Source organism: Lederbergia wuyishanensis (assembly GCF_022900255.1).
In the GTDB taxonomy this organism is placed as follows: domain Bacteria; phylum Bacillota; class Bacilli; order Bacillales; family Bacillaceae_C; genus Lederbergia; species Lederbergia wuyishanensis.
The window spans coordinates 76,290-95,494 of the sequence record NZ_JALIRM010000001.1; the positions used below are offsets into that span (position 1 = coordinate 76,290).

Below are 19,205 nucleotides of genomic sequence, written 5' to 3' on the forward strand. Positions count from 1 at the left end.
GTGAATATAACAATATTGGATAAAAGCACTGTTGCAATAAAAAAAAAGATATTGATATTATAATATTAGTCTATTCACCAATATCTTTTAATTTTTTTGGTTGCCTTTTTGTACGGAAAATACTTAAGTTAACGATTAAATAGATTAACTCTTCAATTATTGCAAATGCAATGAAAGGGATAGACAGGTAAAGAATCCAGTCCCACATAAAAACACCTTCCTTTGCTTTAAATAATAAAGTAGTATCTAAAATATACAAATTTTGGTGGGGGTGTGTCAAAGACTTTTTTAAAAGTTAAGAAAAGATTGTCATTTTTCGTATATTTTCTTGAAAATGGAAGGTCTTAAGGTTCGTTTAACAATGAGTGAGGCAACGGGGGATGATGAGTTGATTAAAGAATTACAGAGTAAGGAAGAAATTTTGGCTGGATATCAAGTTATGAAACATTTAAGAACCCACCTTGATGAAGAATTATATTTAAAGCTCGTTATTGAATCCAAAGAAAAAGAGTTTTATAGATTAGCAGCCCATTATAACCCAAACGGAAATATTGTTGCGGTTGTTGGCTTTATGCCGATGATTACACTTTATTATGGGCATTACATATGGGTGTGTGATTTAGTTACAGATCCAAATGAAAGGTCAAAGGGATATGGTGATAAGCTTTTAACCTATGTTCACGAATGGGCAAAAGCAAATGGTTATAATAAAGTAGCCTTGTCTTCAGGTTTGCAACGTATAGACGCACACCGTTTTTATGAGGAAAAAATGCAATATGATAAAGTCAGCTACGTATTTTTAAAGAATGTATAAACGTAATGAAGGAGAGCATGATGGAAAAATTACAAAATTATTATCGCAGCTTTGAAAAAGAAATGGGATACAATCTATTTGATGAAAACAGCTTTCAAGCCAATCAGACATTTCTACTATATATACATATGTTATTAACGACTGAAGTCGCTGAGGTTGCAGAGGAGTTCAGAAGTATGTTTGATCAATCAGAGAAGTTCTTATCTGAAGGCTATAGTGATATAGAAGCTATGGCGTTGGCGAAAGAATCAATTAAAGACAACCTAGGTAAAGAATTGGCCGACTGTCTTGCATATTTACTGAAACTTGCTAATTACTTTGAATATGATCTAGAAACTGAATTATATTCGAAGCTGGAGGAAATTAAAAGAACTAGGAAGAGATATAAAATACATAAGTAAATTTTCGTACATGCCAAACATTGTGTTAAGCGATGTTTGGCATTAAATTGTTGGAGTCGATGAAACTTAGATAAATTTCAATTTAAGATTGAATTATGCTCTGTTCGAGATGAGAACCATTGAAATAGCTATATGACCTCAGGTTTGAATAGTCATTATCATGATCGAATATTCATATCGGTCTTGAAGCCGTATTAATGCTCGATGGAACTTATTGAAAAAAGGAATTAATCGATGAATTCGTATTAATTCACGATGAAACTCATTGAAAAAAGGAATTGATCGATAATTCCGTGTTAATTCACGGTGAAACTCATTAAAAAAAGGAATTGATCGATAATCTCAAGCTAATTCACGATGAAACTCATGAAAAAAGAGAATTGATCGATAATTCCGTGCTAATTCACGATGAAACTCATTGAAAAAAGAAATTGTTCGATAATCTCAAGTTAATTCACCATAAAACTCCTCGAAGAATAAAGTTGGTCGATAATCAAGTGATAATTCCCGAAGTATGATAAAACAACTAATTTGTTAGAGAATCAAGAGATAATTCAAAATTAAGTTCAGTAAAAAATTTGAAATAGAAAATATAATACACTTGAAAACAGTTGAGTCTATTTACATTCAACAATACTTCAAATAAATTTTTTTGATGCTATTATATAAGGAAGTGAAGAGGAGGAGGTTGAACTACATAATAAAGAAATCATATAGATTATGCGGGAAAACAGGAAACATCAAGAATTAATTTTGGAGAAAGTGTCAAAGAATGAGCGAAAGATTGGTTTTATTAAATACACCTTGATTTTTTGATGTGGAAACATAAAAAATTTGAATGAAATATACACCTATGAAAAATCCCCAAGTCTTTTCTTCTCATATTATTCATTTTTCAACTACAGATAAATATTCCATTATTTTTAAATTCTACTAAGATTCAAAAGATGAAACAAATTTCACTGGATTTTTTCATATACCATTGAAAGGACAATCCTAATGAACTTGTCTTTCTACAATCATATTCCTGAAAAAGAAGTGTTGGATGGAATATTACAAATACATGAAGGTATTTTTCAAGATTCTCTAGATTTAGTTAAGAAAATGGAAAACAAACTTGGACTCCTAATCCAAGTAGCTTGCAAAGATGCAAAAGTAGTTGGCTACAAAATTGGATACGAGCTTTCTAATGTGAAATTCTATAGTTGGCTTGGTGGTGTGGATCCAAAATATAGAAACAAAGGAATCGCTCAAAAGTTAATGGAAAAGCAACATCAATATCTGAAAGAGCAAGGCTACAATATTGTACAAACGAAAACCCAAAACAAATGGAGGCAAATGCTGATTTTAAACTTAAAAAATGGATTTAGCATAGTTGATACATATACTGATAATAATGGAGAAATCAAAATTGTACTTGAAAAAAATTTGCAACTCAATGATTGGTTCTAATTGTGTTGGAGGGGAATGTGGTATGAAGATTTCCGAATTACAATTCGAAGACCTAACAGATGAACTAATGACGAAGCTTTTATATAGTGACATTAATGACGACCACGAAAAAGGCGATTGCATCATGGTCTTTGGAAGTAGTAAAGCAGTTCAATATAGACTGCCAAGAGCAATACAGTTATATCAGGAAGGTAGAGCAAATAAACTACTATTTTCAGGTGGAGTAGCTTGGAATGGGAATGACTTGCCCGAAGCTATTGTCTTAAAGAATAAAGCGATGGAATTGGGAATTCCAGAAGAAGATATTTTGATTGAAACAATATCGACTAATACGAAAGAAAATATACTTGCCTCCTTATTAGTTTTAGATCGATACTGTGATTTGCATAAAATAAAAAGGATATTGATTGTAACAGCGAGTTATCATATGAAGAGAACGTATTTAACCTTAAAAACGTATATGCCAAGTTGGATTGAATTCTCGCTTTGTCCTGCAGAAGATCAAAGTACGAAGCAGGATAACTGGTTTTTAAATGTACATGGTAGAAAGAGGGTTACGGAAGAGTCACGAAAAATTATATCTTATATTAGAGAAGGAGCAATTGTTGACGCGACACTTCCGTAAAATTTAGTAAAATAATACGCCTTTAATAATCTATTTCTTCATAATCTTTTGGTTGAGGTATCGGCTTACCAGTCTCTTGGTCAAGATAATCGTCCACCGATTGCTTTCGCTCATTTTTCATATGGTTTTGATGATTTTTATTATTTTTTTGTTGTTTTTTCATCTCAATACACTTCCTTTACCATTTAAAAATATTATGCATTAGCTAGGAACTAAATATGTTCGGAAAGTTATAACATTGAGAGCAGTAAACAGAGAGTGTGGATGGGGAATATTTCCAACTTAAACTAAAGTTATAACAAGTAAACCGGAAACGTATCTAGCGCATTGAGATAAAAAGATGCTGTTTTTAGAGTCAACTAGGGGTGAATTTTTTAGTACTCAAATACATTGACTGTGAAGGATTATGGTAAAATCATATTTGTACAATTATTAAGGTAAAGAATTAAATATAGAAAGAAGGATATTCTGTGATAATACAAACTGAGGAGGATCTACAAGGTCTTAAAGAGATAGGAAAAATTGTTGCCGTCATTCGTGATGAAATGATTAAAATGACGAAACCTGGGATCACTACCAAGGAATTAGATTATTTTGCTGGTGAACTTTTTGAAAAGTATGGTGCCATATCCGGTCCAAAAGGTGTATATGATTTTCCAGGTTTTACATGCATTAGTGTAAACGAAGAAGTTGCTCATGGAATTCCAGGAAAGCGAGTAATCAATGAGGGTGACTTGGTAAATATTGATGTATCGGGTTCGAAAGATGGTTACTTTGCAGATACTGGACTTTCATTTGTCGTAGGCAATGGAGATCCGATGTTGTATGCCCTTTGTGATGTTGCGAAAAAAGCATTTGAAGCTGGTCTTACAAAAATAAAAGCAGGTTCCAAGTTAAACGGAATTGGAAAAGCTGTAAACAATACGGCGAAACAACATGGATTTACAGTTATTAAAAATTTGACAGGACATGGTGTTGGACGTTCTTTACATGAATCGCCGCAACATATTATGAATTACTATGAACCATGGGACAACGGATTGTTGAAAGATGGAATGGTTTTAGCCTTTGAACCATTTATTTCTTCTAATGATGAAGAAGTATACGAAAAAGGTGATGGCTGGACATACGTTACTGTAAATCAAAGTTATGTTGCTCAAATCGAACATACTGTCATTGTGACAAAAAATGAACCTATTATCATTACTGAATAAAATGCACTCTTAACAATATGACAAAACAAAGCAGATAGAGACAGGATTGCTGGCCCTGATATTGCTATGATTTATTCAAGGGAGGGGGCTGCTATATGGCATGGGTAGAATCTTTGCAAAAGGCGATTGATTATATTGAAGCTCATTTGCTAGATGATATGACGATTGAGCAAATTGCACAACAGGCAAACTCATCGCAATTTCATTTCCAACGAACATTTTCGATATTAACGGATATAACCGTTGGCGAATATATAAGACGGCGTAGGCTGACATTAGCCGCACAAGAATTAATAAGAACAACTGAGAAAATCATTGATTTAGCCCTAAAATATGGCTATGACTCTCCCGAGGCTTTCTCGAAAGCTTTTCGAAGACAACATGGAATCACCCCAACGGAAGCACGAAAAAATATGGGAAAGCTGAAATCATATAACCGCTTGGTGATCCAAGTGAGTCTGAAAGGGGCCGAGCCAATGCAATACAAAATTGTAGAAAAAGAAAGTTTTCAAGTAGTGGGAGTGAAGGAAAGTTTTTCGTGGGAAAACGGTGAAAACTTAATAGGCATTCCAAAAATGTGGGAAAAAGTACATCAAGAAGGAACAGTTGATATACTGGTAAAAGTTAATAATGGTTCACTAAAAGGGATATTAGGTGTTTGTCATGCCCCGTTATCGAACGGGAAAATAAATTATTGGGTTGCAACAGCATCTGAAAATGATATACCAAATGGTTTAGAGAGCTTGACAATTCCTGCATCCAAATGGTCTGTATTTGAAGTTCATGGTCCTATGCCAGATGCCATGCAAAATGCGTGGAAAAAAATTCACACTGAATGGTTTCCTTCGAGCGGATATGTACATGCTGGTACACCAGATTTAGAAGTCTATACAGACGACAATCCATCAAGCCCAGATTGTTATTCAGAAATATGGATTCCAGTAAAATAATTCTAACCGGGGACAGGTTCACTTGATCTTGTCCCTGTTTTTTTAAAAAAGGAGAAACTACTGGTGTTATAGAACATTAGTAGACAGAAGATTTTTTGGAGGCAAGTATTATGACCAATATTGATAAAAGAAATAGATTAGATGAGTCTCCTTTTACCTATAGAATTAGTAAAAATGATACCGTTTTTATAGATTTTAATGGAAAAGTAGTAAAAACAATTAAAGGTAAAGAAGCTGAAAAAATCTTAACTAAAATAAAATCAGCTGCGAGCGAAAAAGAAGTACAGCTTATACTGGCGAAAATTACGGGGAATTTTAAAAGGGGAAATGAGCGTATATAAAACGTATACGTTAGAAAACTTACAAAAGGAGAGAAAAATAGGAAAGATGTTCATAGTTAATATAGAAGCAACCATTTTTAATAATGGCAAATGGCTCATTATCGAAAGAAGCAAAAAGGAAGAACATGCCGGTGGAATGTTATCATTAATTGGCGGGAAAGTTGATCAAGAAGGTAATACTTTAGATATATTGGAGCGTACCGTGAAACGCGAGATTTTTGAAGAGGTAGGGGTTACGGTTAAGGATCAGCTGCACTATGTTCACAGTACATCATTTGTTACTGATAAAGGTAAACATGTAGTGGATATCGTTTTTCTAGCTGAATATGAAAGTGGTGAAGCATTTCCAAAAAGTCCAGATGAAGTTGATGAGGTTATGTGGCTAACATATGATGAAATTATGGGAAATCTGAATTCACCTCATTTTTTAAAGGAGAGTATTACACGGGCTGAGAAACTAAAAAAGAAAGTGTATTAATGGAAGTGATAAAAGGAAATGGAATTATCCTTCGTGAAATCGTGGAACAAGATTGGAATGATATCCATACATACGCAGCCCTCCCTGAGGTATCAAGATTTCAATCATGGGGGCCGAATACTGAAGAAGAAACAAAAGCTTTTGTGAAACAAATCCTTAATGAAGCAAAAGTCCAACCAAGATTGCGATATGCTTATGCCATTATTGAAAAAGAGAATAGTACAATGATTGGTTCGTGCGAACTAAATATACGTGACATACCGAATCGGATAGGTGAAGTTGCTTATATTATACATCCTGCTTATTGGAGAAAGGGTTACGCGACTGAAGCTGCGAAGCAAATGATTGAATTCGGATTTGGCACATTTAATCTGCACCGCATTTTTGCGACATGTGATACGAGAAATATTGCGTCCGCTAAAGTTTTGGGAAAAATAGGTATGACTTTAGAAGGGAGAATGCGTGAAGATTTATTAATAAAGGATGGATGGCGAGATTCATACTTATATAGCGTTCTTGATCATGAATGGAAAGCTAGATAACAAACACAAACTTGTATCTAGCTTTCCATTTATTTGTTTATACATCTTTTTTTCTTTTTTTTAATACAAAAAAGATGACTCCTACAATAAGTAAAAGTAAAACAATAACAGGTAAGTTCCCTACAAAAAACACAACGAGAGCTGAACATGCCGCTAAAATAAAATTCATGCTATCAACAAATTGTTTTTTCGTTTTTTCCCAAGTATTTAAATCTTTGCTGTCTATTCCTGGGATGACTACGCGTGTTTCTGTCATACGGATTTCAACGGTTGAAAAGGAAGTTTGATTTTCAAGGTACTTCATTCTGCCAGCTATAACCTCAATTTCCTCTTGTACTTTCGCTAAATCGGATGAGATTTTTAATAAATCCTCAGTCTTTTTTGCGTCCGCCATAAAATTCAGCAGTCTTTCTTCAACAGCCTTTTTTGATTTAAGTCTCGATTCTAAATCTACATATTCCTCTGTTACATCTTGCCCGGTTACATTTCTTCCTAAAATTTCTGTTGCTTGTTCTTCAGCATCATTTAAAAACGTTTGAAAATGTTTTTCGGGAATACGAACGATAATCATGCCACTGACAGTTTCTTCTGTTTCACGATAAGTATTTGATTCTACAATATATCCTCCGTATTGTTTTACTTTCTTTTCAATGTTGAGTTGCGCTTTATCAAAATTTTTAACCTTTACTTGCAATTGTGCTTGATGAATGATCATTCTATCTGATGTTATTTTCATTTCTTCTGATTCTGTTGCCGTATCTGAATTAGAAAGCTCTGCTTTCGCCATATCCATTTCCACGTGATCTGATATTTCAGCTGAGTTATAGTTTCCGCCACTACTTTCACCTTTACCGGAATTATTTGAACTACATGCTGTCATAAAAAGACTCGTCAATAATAATAGTAATATCCCCTTTTTCACAATTCGCCCTCCTGTCTGTTTAATATATTCGACGTTTATATAAAAGATAAGTTGCACTTCATTTTTAATAAGAAGGAATATTCTTATATATCTCGAATGATAAAGATTACACGAATAATAAGGAGATGTTAAAAATGTGTGGGATTTGTATCTAGACATGCTGAAAGGGATGCAAAATTAGCGGAGAAGCGAGATCAACTGTTAAAAAATGCATTAAATGATTTGACAAGTGATCCCAATATTTTAGCCATTTATGAAAGTGGGTCATTAGTGAAAGGAAATTTTGATCTCTATTCGGATATTGATTTGCATACCGTTGTAAAGCCGGAAATGAAAAATGATTATATAAAAGCTAAACGTACAAGAGCAAGTAATTGGGGGAACGTTTTGTTTTTTGAAGAATGGTCACCAACTGCTCCAGTCATTGTCACTCATTTCGATAGTTTTGTGAAAATCGACTCATGGTATATGGAACCGGATGACTTAGTTCCTTCTGTTTGGCTTCATGGAATAAAAGCTTATTATGATCCACACAAACTAATTGAAACATTAATCAATAAGTCATCGTCTATTCTGTATGAACCAACTATTGAAGAAGTTGATTTTTGGCAGGGGAAATTCTATGCTTTTTTGCATGAAATGTATCGTGCTATTATGCGTCAGGAAATGTATTATGCACTATCCAATTTAGATCGTCTTCGATGGCTTATCGTTTCAGGGTGGTATATGGAAATGGGAATACGGCTCGATAGTCCATATGGGGTTTGGACTAAGTTGGAAGGAAAGAGGAGTCAATTACAAAAATGGCAATTATCTTTATTGGAAGGTTGGAACTGCAGCAAAGATTCAAATGAAATGATGAAAACAGCAGCAAGTATCGTTCCTGAGTTTCTAAGAATTAATAAGAAACTGTGCATCCTTGTTCAAAAAGATGAAAACATTGATGAGTGTAATAGGATTATAGAGATGGTTTTATGAATCTCTAAATAAGCTTGCCGTCTTATTTGGCGGCAAGCTTTTGTAAAATAGAGGTAGCAAGTAGGGAAATGGAAGTCGTTGCGTATAATAGCATGGAGAGTGATTTAATGAGAGCTAAAAATATGCTGGGGATCATCTCATTGTTAATGGCATCTTTTATTCTACCGCTTCATTCAAATGCTAGTTGGGTAGATTCATTTGTAGTATGGGATGGATATGTCTATGTTATAAGTGACGAACCTGTAGAAAACGTAGAGAAAGAAATCGGACATGTGACGAAATACTCCGATAAAGAAGGAACGTATGGGGGCAATTTTTCAAATACTTTTGATAAAGGAACTAAATACTATTCTATTACCGGAATTAGTACAGTTGAAGCAATCGCAGTTCAAACATCGGAAAATACGTATGTGAAAGCAATTAGTGATGGAAAGTATAAGGGGAAAAAGATATGGCAAACAACTGAAGGTATTGTAGTCATCATTATTTCTTTTGTTCTTATCTTAGGAATTATTACAAATAGACCAGAAATTAGGAGATTTAACAAATGAATCAAATCGAAGCATATTGGGCGAGATTTTTAGAAGAGACAAATACGCCGAACAAAACTTATACATCATGGCATTTTGAACTGACTGAAGAATTGGCAAATGAGTTATTAGAACTTGTTTTGGAAGGAAAGAAGAGAGCAACAGCATCTTCTATTTATGATTTTGAACATGATCCTGTTCCAAAAGTCGGGGATTATAGCGTCATCACTAATTGGGCAGGGGAACCAAAGTGCATTATCAGAACAACATCTGTTCAAATTCTTCCTTTTAAAGACGTAACATTTGATTTAGCAAAGTTAGAAGGAGAAGATGATCATTTAGAATCATGGAGAGAAGGACATATAAAATACTACACTCAAGTATGTAAGGCTGCAAATCAAGAATTCACGTGGGATATGCAGGTGGTATTCGAACAATTTCAGGTGGTTTATCAGTAAGGAGGGGAATAATGTCGATTAGGTTGGTCGTTGGTGCGGGTGCATATAATAATAATCCAGGTTGGATTCATACGCAGGAAAATGAGCTGGACTTGTTGGATGTAACAACTTGGGCAAACAGATTCGATGAAAATTCAATTACTGCTATTTTGGCGGAACATGTTTGGGAACACCTTACATATGAAGAAGGACTACAGGCTGCAAAAACTTGTTATACATATTTAAAGCCATCAGGCTTTTTACGATGTGCAGTACCTGACGGTTTTTACTCAGATAAGGCTTATCAAAAGGCAGTACAAGTAGGAGGGCCAGGTCCTAAAGATCATCCTGCCGCAAGCCATAAAATAGTTTATAACTATAATACTCTGTCAAACCTGTTTCTCTCCGCAGGTTTTGAAGTAAAACTACTAGAATACCACGATGAGGAAGGTAATTTTCATTATAACCAATGGGACGGAGAAAAAGGTGTTATTTTTCGTTCTAAATACTATGATCCAAGAAATAAAGATGGCAAGATTGTGTTTCCATCGTTAATCGTGGATGCTATTAAAACCTAAATAAAAAACGTTGGAAACATATTGATTTTGTGATTTATTTATCCAATTTTGAATGCTATATTAACTTTATTTAGGAGGAGAAGGAAATTAAAAAGAACGCTATTATTTTTATTTTGGGTTTTTAAATCACGGTGTTTATAATAATCCCATTGTTCGGAAACCCTTTAACTACTTTATTCAAATAAATTAGGTATTTTAATTAGATTAATAAATTCTTAAAAGGAAATAAATGCGTTTGAGCTGTCAATTAGATGGCTCTTTTTTTATTGTTCGAGATATGGAAAATTTATTGAAAGAAGGTTTTTCCATATCATTAATGGAATGTTAACCTATAAGTTATAGAGTAGGTGAAGAATATCAGTCAATCGAAAATAAAAATAATACATCTTTCTACTGAATCGCTTTATGAAGCTAGTTTCCTGCTTGTTCATTATATGTACCCAAGTCAATGGAATGAAAAAAATCAGAAGGATTGTTTGCAAAAACTAATAAAATTATTGGAGTTCCAAAACGCTAACTTTTTATTGGCAAAGATTGGTGGTACTCCTGCTGGTTTCATTGCTCTTAATTGGGGATTTTCGACTACTAAGGGCAAACCAATCTTACTCGTTCAAGACCTTTTTGTTATGCCAGGTTTTAGAAGAAAGGGCATTGCTAAAATGCTGATTAACGAATCTATTCTGTTAGGTAAAGAAAGAGACGCAAACCGACTACAGCTAAATACAGGCACAAATAATAATAATGCTCGAGCGTTGTATCAGACATTGGGATTCGAGTGGTTTCCTAATAAAGAAATTTATATGTTGTTTATATAGGGGGTGAGTAGATGACTCAAGCAAAAGATTATTATGAGAATTCAACAACCCAATTGTACCAAGGCCTATTTAATGATAAGAGTCTCAGCTCTGAAAAAAGAAATGCAATAAAGCCTACTTTTTATCGAATTACTGAAGAAGCCTTGAAAGTGGCTGGAGGGAAATTAAAGTCTCAAAACCAATAGGGGCTTTTATTTGCAAAAAATAGTGAAAGGATGCTGCAATTTGAGTGAATGGAAAGAGTTAAACGAAGAATCAAAATCAAGATGGAATGAAAACGCCGAATTTTGGGATGATTATATGGGGAACGAAAGCAACAGGTTTCACCGGGAAATAATTAGACCGCATACGGAAAAAATATTGGAAGCAAAAGCTGGTCAAACGATTTTGGATATTGCTTGCGGGAATGGAAATTTTTCAAGGTGGCTCGCGGAAAAAGGGGTGAATGTGGTCGCGATCGATTATAGTCCTAGAATGATTGAACGAGCGAGATTGCGATCGGATATACATCAAATTGACTATAAAGTTCTTGATGCTACAAATATTGATTCATTAATAGAACTTGGAAATCAACGGTTTGATAGCGCTGTAGCGAATATGGCTTTGATGGATATAGCTAATATTCAACCTTTAATGCAAGCACTAACATTTTTACTTAAAGATAATGGAATCTTTGTTTTTTCAATCCCCCATCCGTGCTTCCAATCTCCAAATATGCGAAAAGTACATGAAGTAGAAGATATACATGGTAATATACAGTCAAAGAACAGCATCCAGATCTTCAATTATCTAACTCCGCAGCCGTATAAAGCAATTGGTATTAAAGGGCAACCGACTCCGCATTATATGTTTCACAGGCCTTTATCATATTATTTAAATCTAGCATTTAAAAATAATTTTGTCTTAGACGGTATAGAAGAACCAAGCTTTTTAAAGGAAGCTGAAATAAATCGATTTGATTGGTATGATATTCCTCCAGCCATTATTTTGCGATTAAGAAAAACTTCCTTAATTGACAGGAGTGTGTAGTTTTTGCTTCTCGAGTGATGCATCTCATTATTGCGAATGAAACAGATAATAAACTAAATATAAAGGACAAGGTGTCATTATCGTATAAATTAATCTCCAATAGAAAAGTAAGCGAAACCAAAACTTATTCAGAGACGTACTACTTTACAATAAATATGAAAGGATAATTTCATTATGAATCATATAATAGACAACTATATTCAAATATTCGAACAGCTTAAAAAGGAATTGAAATGGAAGGTGTCAGACAGAAAGATCTTAATGATGATTGCGTCTCTTTATGCGATGAACCAAAAGGAATTTCAATTTCAAAGGTTTTTACAGATAGCGGATGAAATAAAGAGTCATGCAGGTTCTTTTTCTTACATGAAAACCGAATCAAGATATACTGCCGCAGCCATCTTAGATGTGAATTATGAAGATACTGAAAACAAAGTCTCTTCTTTATTTGCAATTTATGAAAATATGATTAAAGAAAAATTTAATAGGGGTATTTTTTCTTACGCGGCGGCTTTAGTTTTATTAAAAATAGCGGGGGCCAATGACTATCATTCGCTTATTGTTCAAGCAAAAGAGACTCATAATGCTATGAAAAAAGAACACCCATTCATAACTTCAGCTGAGGATTATCCACTTGCAGTATTGCTTGCTTCAGAAAATAGGGAAGATGTCATTCAGCGTAATGAATATTTTTATGATCAACTAAACCAGAATGGATTTTATAAAGGGAATAATCTTCAATTCTTAAGCCATATCCTTTCTTTGAGTGATGAAAAACAGGAAGAAATACTTGCAAGAACAATCATTGTTTTTGATATCTTTAAGGAACAGGGAATAAAACAAAAAGCAACGTACTATCCAGTTATGGGGATGCTTGCTCTGTTGCCAGAAAAAGAAGTAAATATGGAAATGATTAGGGATGTTTTTGACAGACTTAATCAAGAAAAACATTTTAAATGGCAAAAAGATATTAATCTTATATTTGCAGTGAGCTTTTACGTAAAAAATAGGTTGAAACACCCGAATATAACTGAAACAAGTCTATATACAACGATAGAAACGATATTGCAGGCTCAGCAAGCAGCACTGGCGGGATCGATAGCAGCTACAGCAGCTGCGTCAAGTAGTAATTAAATTTGAAGAGGAAGTGGACTTTATGTACGAATTAAAAACTAAAGAAAACGATAAAAGTGTAATAGAGTTTATTGAAAATGTTGATAATCCGAAAAAACGTGAAGATGCTTATAAGTTATTAGACATTTTTAAGGAAACAACAGGTTATAATGCGAAGATGTGGGGACCAAGTATTATTGGATTTGGCTCTTATCATTATAAATACGAATCTGGGCATGAAGGAGATGCACCTTTAGTAGGTTTTTCTCCGCGTAAGGCGAAAATCAGTTTGTACTTTGCGACTGGTGATCCACATAGGGAAGGGTTATTAAAGAATTTCGGAAAACATACTTCCGGAAAAGCATGTGTGTATATAAATAAAGTAGCGGATATCGATGTGGAAATATTAAAAGCACTAATCGAGCAATCGGTAACATTTTTACAAGAAAAATATCCAAATCATTAATGAGGCGTTAAGTATGATTATTAAAGGATTAAATCATTTACTTTTTTCTGTATCTAATTTAGATACATCCATTAATTTCTATGAAAATGTTTTTGATGCAACGTTACTTGTTAAGGGAAGAAGCACGGCTTATTTTGATTTAAATGGGATTTGGCTAGCTTTGAATGAGGAAAAAGATATTCCTCGTAATGAAATAAAGTATTCATACACTCATATCGCATTTTCTATAGAAGAATCCCATTTTGAAGAGGTTTATGAAAAACTTAAACTTTTAAATGTAAATATTCTGCAAAGCCGGGAAAGAGATGAAAAAGATAAAGAGTCAATTTACTTCACTGATCCGGATGGCCATAAATTCGAGTTTCATACTGGTACATTAGAAGATCGTTTAAATTATTATAGGCAGGAAAAAGATCACATGACATTTTTTTCATAGGAAGGAGGAGCAATATGTCTACTGACTTCTATTGCGATGAAGTATTGAGTGGGAAAACATCCGTAAGAAAAGTAATGGAAACTGAAAATATTTTGGCATTCTATCATACAAAACCGTTTTATCCTGTCCATATTGTAGCAATTCCTAAACAGCATATTCCTTCGATACTTTCTCTTGAAGAAAGTGATAACGATCTACTTCTAGAACTTTTCCTAGTTATCAAACAAGTGGCTTCCAAGGTAACATCGGAAAATGGAGCTTGTAAAATAGTCACAAACTTAGGAGATTATCAGGAATCCAAGCATCTTCATTGGCATATCGTTTCAGGAAATCCTATAAGATAGGTGAGGAAAAGATGGATTTTTATAAAAAAGAGATTACACTGGAGGAGCTAGAATCGTGTGCCAAATTATATACATACGTATTTAATCAAGCTCCATGGTTTGATCAATGGACGTTGCAAAGTGCTAATGAACGATTGATAGATATTTTGAATCACTTACAGTTTTGGGGAGTTGGTATATATGACCATAATCATCAACTTCTTGGATTTTTAATGGGGTACTCCGAAACATGGTGGGATGGAAAACATTTTCAGGTAGTGGAAATGTGTGTAAAGACAGAAGAACAAGGAAAAGGGATTGGCTCCAATCTGATACACTCACTTGAAGACCATTGTAAGGAGAATGGAATTAAGCGTATTTATTTGTTGACAGGTAGCGGAGGACTGGCTGAGGAATTCTATATAAAAAATGGGTTTTACGTCAATCCAAGGATGATCATGATGTCAAAAATGATTTAATTGCAACGAATAATAAGTGAACATTATAAAACTTATTGGAGGATAAGCATTTGGAGAAATCGTCAACAGTTACGATTCATTTAGGCAAAGTTACTTTTCTGTTACGTGAACATCATAAATTCGAGTGGCTACAAGAATACGGTGAAGTATTTTCTGTATTTGACCAACAGGATTCCGGAAATCTTTGTTTCGGCATTGAAAAAGATGGTCAAAAAAAATTCGTGAAATTTGCTGGTGCAAAGACCTTGGAATACGATGGACATCCTAATGATGCTATTGATAGGTTGCAGAAATCAGTCGAGCTCTATGAAGCATTAAGCCATCCTTATTTAGTTAAGTTAGAGGACCATTTTCAAGTTGAAGAAGGGTACGTGTTAGTTTTTGAATGGTTTGATGGGGAATGTCTCCATTCACATTGGTCATTTCCACCTCCCGCAAAATATGAACATCCAGATTCACCTTTTTTTCTGTTTAAACAGCTTCCACCAGAACTAAGATTAGCAGCCTTACAAAAAATCTATGAATTTCATGTACATGTCGAAAGTAAAAACTTTGTTGCGGTCGATTTTTATGATGGAAGCATTATGTACGATTTCAAGACAAACGAGACAAAGATTTGTGATATAGATTTATATAATAAAAAGCCATTTGCCAACACAATGGGAAGGCTTTGGGGTTCTTCCAGATTCATGTCACCAGAAGAATTTGAACTTGGTGCGGTAATAGATGAAAGAACGAATGTTTTTAATATGGGTGCCGTTGCTTTTTGTTTGCTAGGTGGTGAACTAGATCGTTCCTTTCAAAATTGGGATGCTAGTAAGGAGCTATATGGTATAGCTTTTCGAGCTGTTGAACGAGAGAGGAGTATGAGGTACAGCTCAGTTGAAGAATTTTACAATGCTTGGAATAAAGTTATAAGAGATAAGGTGAGCCAATAATGTTATTTCAGAATGATAAATTAGTAGTCAGGACATTAACATTAGAAGACCATCTTTTACTTGTAAAATGGTTATCAGATCCTATTGTTCTTGAATACTACGAAGGGCGAGATAATTCCTTTAGTGAAGAAATGGTCTTAAAGAAGTTTTATAGTAGAAATGATGAAACTAACCGTTGTATTTTAGAGTACGAAGGAATTCCGATTGGTTATATACAATATTATCAACTAGATGACGAAGATTTTAAAGAATATGGATATTGTGAAACCAAAACTATTTATGGCATGGATCAATTTATTGGGGAATCTGACTATTGGAATCGTGGAATTGGTAAGCTTTTAGTTCGATCAATGGTTCAGTTTCTAGTTGAAGCAAAACAAGCTGAAAAAATTGTCATGGATCCACAAACATGGAACGAAAGAGCAATTCACTGTTATGAAAAATGCGGCTTTAAGAAAGTGAAACTGCTTCCGAAACATGAGTTACATGAAGGAGAATATCGAGATTGTTGGTTGATTGAATATAATCCAATTTGATTGGTGGAAAGATCTATAGGTAAAACTTTAACCATTAATCATTTCAGCTGGGAAAAGATGTTGTAAAATTGTTGAATCCAAAGAAAGAAGAAACGATACCTTACCTAAGTTACAATACAGGTATACGGCAATAAAGGGAAGGAATGAGTGGGTATAATAATAATTCATTATTTTTGGAGGTAATGATGTACACTTACGATCCTTTGAGGCAATGTGAACTTTTACGTTATTAAGACCAATTTTTATCACCTTTTTGATAGTGGGGCTAATATTATTGGCCATTTCTATCTTACCTGGATTTAGGTATAAAATAAGGTATAAAATAATGAGTAGTTATTTTGTAATTGGAATGTCCTTATTGTATCAGCTCCATTGCTAGTCTACGGTGGAATAATTGTTGACGAACTTGGTCTAGGAGGAGATACTATCAGCACCCTAATGTTCGTTATGATAGGATTTCTGGGTATGGTTAATACTGCTATCTTTTTATCGGGCGTAATAAGACATAATGAAAAATGAATAGGAAAAGACAAAAAAATAAAGCTCAAACTATGAGCTTTTTTTGATTGTTGTTGGCTGTGTTATGATCTTGGTACTTCAATACTAGTACCTTATTTTAATTCGCTGCATTTGTCACACTTCGTACCATAGCATTCATGTTGCTCTGTGATTTTTTCACCACATTCTGTACACTTTTTGGCAGGTAGATTTTTAAAAAACTCTATGACATTCTCAATCATTTCTTCACTCTCCCAGATGTTTTGTTTGTTACAGTACTGACAATTGTTGTTAACATTGTATTATAACAGTTCTTTAAGTGTCAATCTTTTTGTTATAAAAGTAAAAATAAAGTATAGTAATATTATGTTGAACAAAGGAGTTGTCTATATGGAGTTAACGGTGATTGGCCACTGGGGTGGATATCCAAAAGCAGGTGAAGCAAGCTCAGGATATTTGTTGACACATGAAGGATTTAATCTTCTCGTTGATTGTGGCAGTGCTGTACTATCACAGTTGCAAATGTACATAAAACCAGAAGAATTAAATGCTGTAATTCTTTCACACTATCATGCTGACCATATTGCAGATATAGGTGTTCTCCATCATGCATTGTTAATTGGAAAATATGTAAGTGGATATGATCGCAACCTGTCTATTTATGGTCATTCGAAAGATCCGGATGGTTTATCTTCTTTAACGTACAAAGATATTACGACCGGTATTGCTTACGATAAGGATAATTTTATACATATCGGACCATTTAAGATTGAATTTATACGAACAAAGCACCCTGTTGCATGTTACGCCATGAGAATAACATGTGAAGGAAAAACACTCGTTTATACTGCAGATACATCTTACTTTGATGAATTGGTGGAGTTTTCAATGGACGCTGACGTGTTGCTTGCAGAGTCAAATTTCTATAAAGGAATGGATGGAGCATCTGCCGGCCATATGACAAGTGAGGAAGCTGGAAGACTTGCTAAAAAAGCAAATGTGGATACATTAGTCCTTACACATTTACCACACTTTGGTGACCTAAACCAACTGAAAGCTGAAGCAGCAGAACAATTTGAACAGGAAATCATTCTAGCATCAAAAGGATTAATCTTATCCTTTTAAAAGCAAGTCCCTTTGGGGACAGGTCTAATGGGGACTGTCACCGCAATATAAGGAGGAAAAGTGATGAAGTTTATTGATAATCAAGGGATTACGGATCCGCGAATTAATTTGGCGATAGAAGAACATGCATTGAAGAATTTAGATGTAAATGAATCATATTTATTATTTTATATCAATGAGCCCTCAATTATTATAGGTAAAAATCAAAATACAATTGAAGAAATCAATACTGAATATGTTGAGCAGAATGGTATTCATGTTGTGCGCAGGCTGTCTGGAGGCGGTGCGGTTTATCATGATTTAGGAAATTTAAACTTTAGCTTTATTACAAAAGATGAAGGAAACAGTTTTCTTAACTTTAAAAAGTTTACAGAGCCCGTCGTCGCAGCACTAAATAAGTTAGGTGTGCAAGCAGAATTAAAAGGGCGCAATGATATTCTTGTCGGAGAAAGAAAAATTTCAGGAAACGCACAGTTTGCTACTAGAGGAAGAATGTTTAGCCATGGGACATTAATGTTTGATTCTGAAATAGACAATGTCGTTTCAGCATTAAAGGTACGTAAAGACAAAATTGAATCTAAAGGTATTAAATCAATTCGAAGCAGGGTTGCGAATATCTCGGAGTTTTTAGAAGAAAAAATGACGATTGAACAATTTAAGCAGGAATTGCTTCGCTCTATTTTCGAAGGTGTTGATCCTATTCCTGAATATAAACTTACGGAAGATGATTGGAAGCAAATTAACGAGATTTCAAAAGTACACTATGCAAATTGGGATTGGAATTATGGAAGGTCACCTCATTTCAACATTCAGCACTCACATCGTTTCCCAGTTGGACTTATTGAATTCCGACTTGATGTTGATAAGGGGCAAATTCAAGAATGTAAAATCTTTGGAGATTTCTTTGGCGTTGGCGATGTAAAAGACATTGAAGACCGCCTAACAGGTATCCGCTATGAAAGATCGGAAATTGATAGAGCGTTAGAAGATGTAGATATTAAACATTACTTTGGAAACGTTGAAAAAGAAGAAATTATTAATTTGATTTACTAAATGAAAAGGATGGAGTGGCCCAAAAGGCTATCCGTCCTTTTTATTAACAGTACTAGAGGAAGTTCCAAAGGACCGTATAAATGATACTTTAAGTTTCACGTTATAAACAAGCTATGAAGGCATACGAACAAT

At 34.2% G+C, this 19,205-nt stretch carries 29 protein-coding genes; 25 read left to right on the top strand and 4 right to left on the bottom strand.

The genetic code is table 11. The features are described 5' to 3' along the window. Positions 1-70 precede the first annotated feature (70 nt). Positions 71-208, bottom strand: a complete 138-nt coding sequence (locus tag MT489_RS00470; protein ID WP_244679544.1) for a hypothetical protein — start codon at positions 206-208, stop codon at positions 71-73. A gap of 153 nt (positions 209-361) precedes the next feature. Between MT489_RS00470 and MT489_RS00475 the strand changes: the two genes are divergently transcribed. The 4 genes from MT489_RS00475 (at position 362) to MT489_RS00490 (ending at position 3,292) form a co-directional block, all read left to right on the top strand. Then, a complete protein-coding gene (locus MT489_RS00475) occupies positions 362-814 on the top strand; it encodes a GNAT family N-acetyltransferase (RefSeq protein ID WP_244679545.1) in 453 nt (150 codons plus the stop codon). 20 nt (positions 815-834) lie between these two features. Then, positions 835-1,215, top strand: a complete 381-nt coding sequence (locus MT489_RS00480) for a MazG nucleotide pyrophosphohydrolase domain-containing protein (RefSeq protein ID WP_244679546.1) — start codon at positions 835-837, stop codon at positions 1,213-1,215. Positions 1,216-2,214: 999 nt separating this feature from the next. After that, positions 2,215-2,667: a GNAT family N-acetyltransferase gene (locus MT489_RS00485; protein WP_244679547.1), complete on the top strand. Its 453-nt coding sequence runs from the start codon at positions 2,215-2,217 to the stop codon at positions 2,665-2,667. Between the two features lie 22 nt (positions 2,668-2,689). Then, complete coding sequence (locus MT489_RS00490) at positions 2,690-3,292, top strand: YdcF family protein (RefSeq protein WP_244679548.1); 603 nt, start codon at positions 2,690-2,692, stop codon at positions 3,290-3,292. A 22-nt stretch (positions 3,293-3,314) separates the two neighbouring features. On the opposite strand, the gene MT489_RS00495 is transcribed toward MT489_RS00490, so the two are convergent. Further along, positions 3,315-3,455 carry a hypothetical protein gene (locus tag MT489_RS00495; RefSeq protein WP_244679549.1) on the bottom strand — a complete coding sequence of 47 codons (141 nt, stop codon included), beginning with the start codon at positions 3,453-3,455 and terminating at the stop codon, positions 3,315-3,317. 307 nt (positions 3,456-3,762) lie between these two features. On the opposite strand from MT489_RS00495, the gene map reads away from it, so the two are divergent. The 5 genes from map to MT489_RS00520 all read left to right on the top strand — a co-directional run bounded on the left by map (position 3,763) and on the right by MT489_RS00520 (position 6,817). Further along, positions 3,763-4,506, top strand: a complete 744-nt coding sequence (gene map, locus MT489_RS00500) for a type I methionyl aminopeptidase (protein ID WP_244679550.1) — start codon at positions 3,763-3,765, stop codon at positions 4,504-4,506. Positions 4,507-4,601: 95 nt separating this feature from the next. Further along, entirely contained in the window at positions 4,602-5,456 is an 855-nt protein-coding gene (locus MT489_RS00505; RefSeq protein WP_244679551.1) for an AraC family transcriptional regulator, read from the top strand. 110 nt (positions 5,457-5,566) lie between these two features. Beyond that, positions 5,567-5,797, top strand: a complete 231-nt coding sequence (locus MT489_RS00510) for a hypothetical protein (RefSeq protein ID WP_244679552.1) — start codon at positions 5,567-5,569, stop codon at positions 5,795-5,797. A gap of 46 nt (positions 5,798-5,843) precedes the next feature. Further along, positions 5,844-6,275, top strand: a complete 432-nt coding sequence (locus MT489_RS00515) for an NUDIX hydrolase (protein WP_244680595.1) — start codon at positions 5,844-5,846, stop codon at positions 6,273-6,275. Next, complete coding sequence (locus MT489_RS00520) at positions 6,275-6,817, top strand: GNAT family N-acetyltransferase (protein ID WP_244679553.1); 543 nt, start codon at positions 6,275-6,277, stop codon at positions 6,815-6,817. Before MT489_RS00515 ends, MT489_RS00520 begins: the two co-directional genes overlap by 1 nt. 37 nt (positions 6,818-6,854) lie before the next feature. Here the strand turns inward: MT489_RS00520 and MT489_RS00525 are convergent, their stop codons facing one another. Beyond that, positions 6,855-7,739: a DUF4349 domain-containing protein gene (locus MT489_RS00525; protein WP_244679554.1), complete on the bottom strand. Its 885-nt coding sequence runs from the start codon at positions 7,737-7,739 to the stop codon at positions 6,855-6,857. Between the two features lie 138 nt (positions 7,740-7,877). Here MT489_RS00525 and MT489_RS00530 point away from each other — a divergent pair, with 138 nt between their 5' ends. From MT489_RS00530 to MT489_RS00595, 14 genes are all read left to right on the top strand, one after another. Further along, positions 7,878-8,717 carry an aminoglycoside 6-adenylyltransferase gene (locus MT489_RS00530; RefSeq protein WP_244679555.1) on the top strand — a complete coding sequence of 280 codons (840 nt, stop codon included), beginning with the start codon at positions 7,878-7,880 and terminating at the stop codon, positions 8,715-8,717. Between the two features lie 107 nt (positions 8,718-8,824). Then, the gene (locus tag MT489_RS00535; protein WP_244679556.1) at positions 8,825-9,268 is read left to right on the top strand and encodes a hypothetical protein; all 444 of its coding nucleotides are present in this window, start codon (positions 8,825-8,827) and stop codon (positions 9,266-9,268) included. Continuing rightward, positions 9,265-9,705 (top strand): ASCH domain-containing protein, encoded by a 441-nt coding sequence (locus tag MT489_RS00540; RefSeq protein ID WP_244679557.1) that lies wholly within the window; start codon positions 9,265-9,267, stop codon positions 9,703-9,705. The genes MT489_RS00535 and MT489_RS00540 overlap by 4 nt, the downstream gene beginning before the upstream one ends. 11 nt (positions 9,706-9,716) lie before the next feature. Then, positions 9,717-10,262 (top strand): class I SAM-dependent methyltransferase, encoded by a 546-nt coding sequence (locus MT489_RS00545; RefSeq protein WP_244679558.1) that lies wholly within the window; start codon positions 9,717-9,719, stop codon positions 10,260-10,262. A 434-nt stretch (positions 10,263-10,696) separates the two neighbouring features. Then, complete coding sequence (locus MT489_RS00550; protein WP_280518499.1) at positions 10,697-11,077, top strand: GNAT family N-acetyltransferase; 381 nt, start codon at positions 10,697-10,699, stop codon at positions 11,075-11,077. Positions 11,078-11,088: 11 nt separating this feature from the next. Next, positions 11,089-11,262, top strand: a complete 174-nt coding sequence (locus MT489_RS00555; RefSeq protein ID WP_244679560.1) for a hypothetical protein — start codon at positions 11,089-11,091, stop codon at positions 11,260-11,262. 40 nt (positions 11,263-11,302) lie between these two features. Continuing rightward, positions 11,303-12,106 carry a class I SAM-dependent methyltransferase gene (locus tag MT489_RS00560; RefSeq protein WP_244679561.1) on the top strand — a complete coding sequence of 268 codons (804 nt, stop codon included), beginning with the start codon at positions 11,303-11,305 and terminating at the stop codon, positions 12,104-12,106. Positions 12,107-12,280: 174 nt separating this feature from the next. Beyond that, on the top strand, positions 12,281-13,240 hold the full coding sequence (locus tag MT489_RS00565) for a DUF4003 family protein (protein WP_244679562.1): 960 nt from the start codon (positions 12,281-12,283) through the stop codon (positions 13,238-13,240). Positions 13,241-13,262: 22 nt separating this feature from the next. Further along, positions 13,263-13,685 (top strand): DUF1801 domain-containing protein, encoded by a 423-nt coding sequence (locus MT489_RS00570; protein ID WP_244679563.1) that lies wholly within the window; start codon positions 13,263-13,265, stop codon positions 13,683-13,685. A 16-nt stretch (positions 13,686-13,701) separates the two neighbouring features. Next, a complete protein-coding gene (gene fosM / locus MT489_RS00575) occupies positions 13,702-14,121 on the top strand; it encodes a FosM family fosfomycin resistance protein (RefSeq protein ID WP_370876364.1) in 420 nt (139 codons plus the stop codon). A gap of 14 nt (positions 14,122-14,135) precedes the next feature. Next, entirely contained in the window at positions 14,136-14,465 is a 330-nt protein-coding gene (locus MT489_RS00580) for an HIT domain-containing protein (protein WP_244679565.1), read from the top strand. Positions 14,466-14,476: 11 nt separating this feature from the next. After that, positions 14,477-14,923, top strand: coding sequence for a GNAT family N-acetyltransferase (locus MT489_RS00585; protein ID WP_244679566.1), 447 nt, complete (start codon positions 14,477-14,479; stop codon positions 14,921-14,923). A gap of 50 nt (positions 14,924-14,973) precedes the next feature. Then, positions 14,974-15,861: a protein kinase domain-containing protein gene (locus tag MT489_RS00590; RefSeq protein WP_244679567.1), complete on the top strand. Its 888-nt coding sequence runs from the start codon at positions 14,974-14,976 to the stop codon at positions 15,859-15,861. Beyond that, the gene (locus MT489_RS00595; protein ID WP_244679568.1) at positions 15,861-16,397 is read left to right on the top strand and encodes a GNAT family N-acetyltransferase; all 537 of its coding nucleotides are present in this window, start codon (positions 15,861-15,863) and stop codon (positions 16,395-16,397) included. The genes MT489_RS00590 and MT489_RS00595 overlap by 1 nt, the downstream gene beginning before the upstream one ends. Positions 16,398-17,008: 611 nt before the next feature. Here MT489_RS00595 and yhfH read toward each other — a convergent pair. Beyond that, positions 17,009-17,137 carry a protein YhfH gene (gene yhfH / locus MT489_RS00600; RefSeq protein WP_244679569.1) on the bottom strand — a complete coding sequence of 43 codons (129 nt, stop codon included), beginning with the start codon at positions 17,135-17,137 and terminating at the stop codon, positions 17,009-17,011. A gap of 148 nt (positions 17,138-17,285) precedes the next feature. On the opposite strand from yhfH, the gene MT489_RS00605 reads away from it, so the two are divergent. Both MT489_RS00605 and lplA read left to right on the top strand, forming a co-directional pair. Beyond that, positions 17,286-18,020 (top strand): MBL fold metallo-hydrolase, encoded by a 735-nt coding sequence (locus MT489_RS00605; RefSeq protein ID WP_244679570.1) that lies wholly within the window; start codon positions 17,286-17,288, stop codon positions 18,018-18,020. 63 nt (positions 18,021-18,083) lie between these two features. Then, a complete protein-coding gene (lplA, locus tag MT489_RS00610; protein ID WP_244679571.1) occupies positions 18,084-19,073 on the top strand; it encodes a lipoate--protein ligase in 990 nt (329 codons plus the stop codon). Positions 19,074-19,205 lie beyond the last annotated feature (132 nt).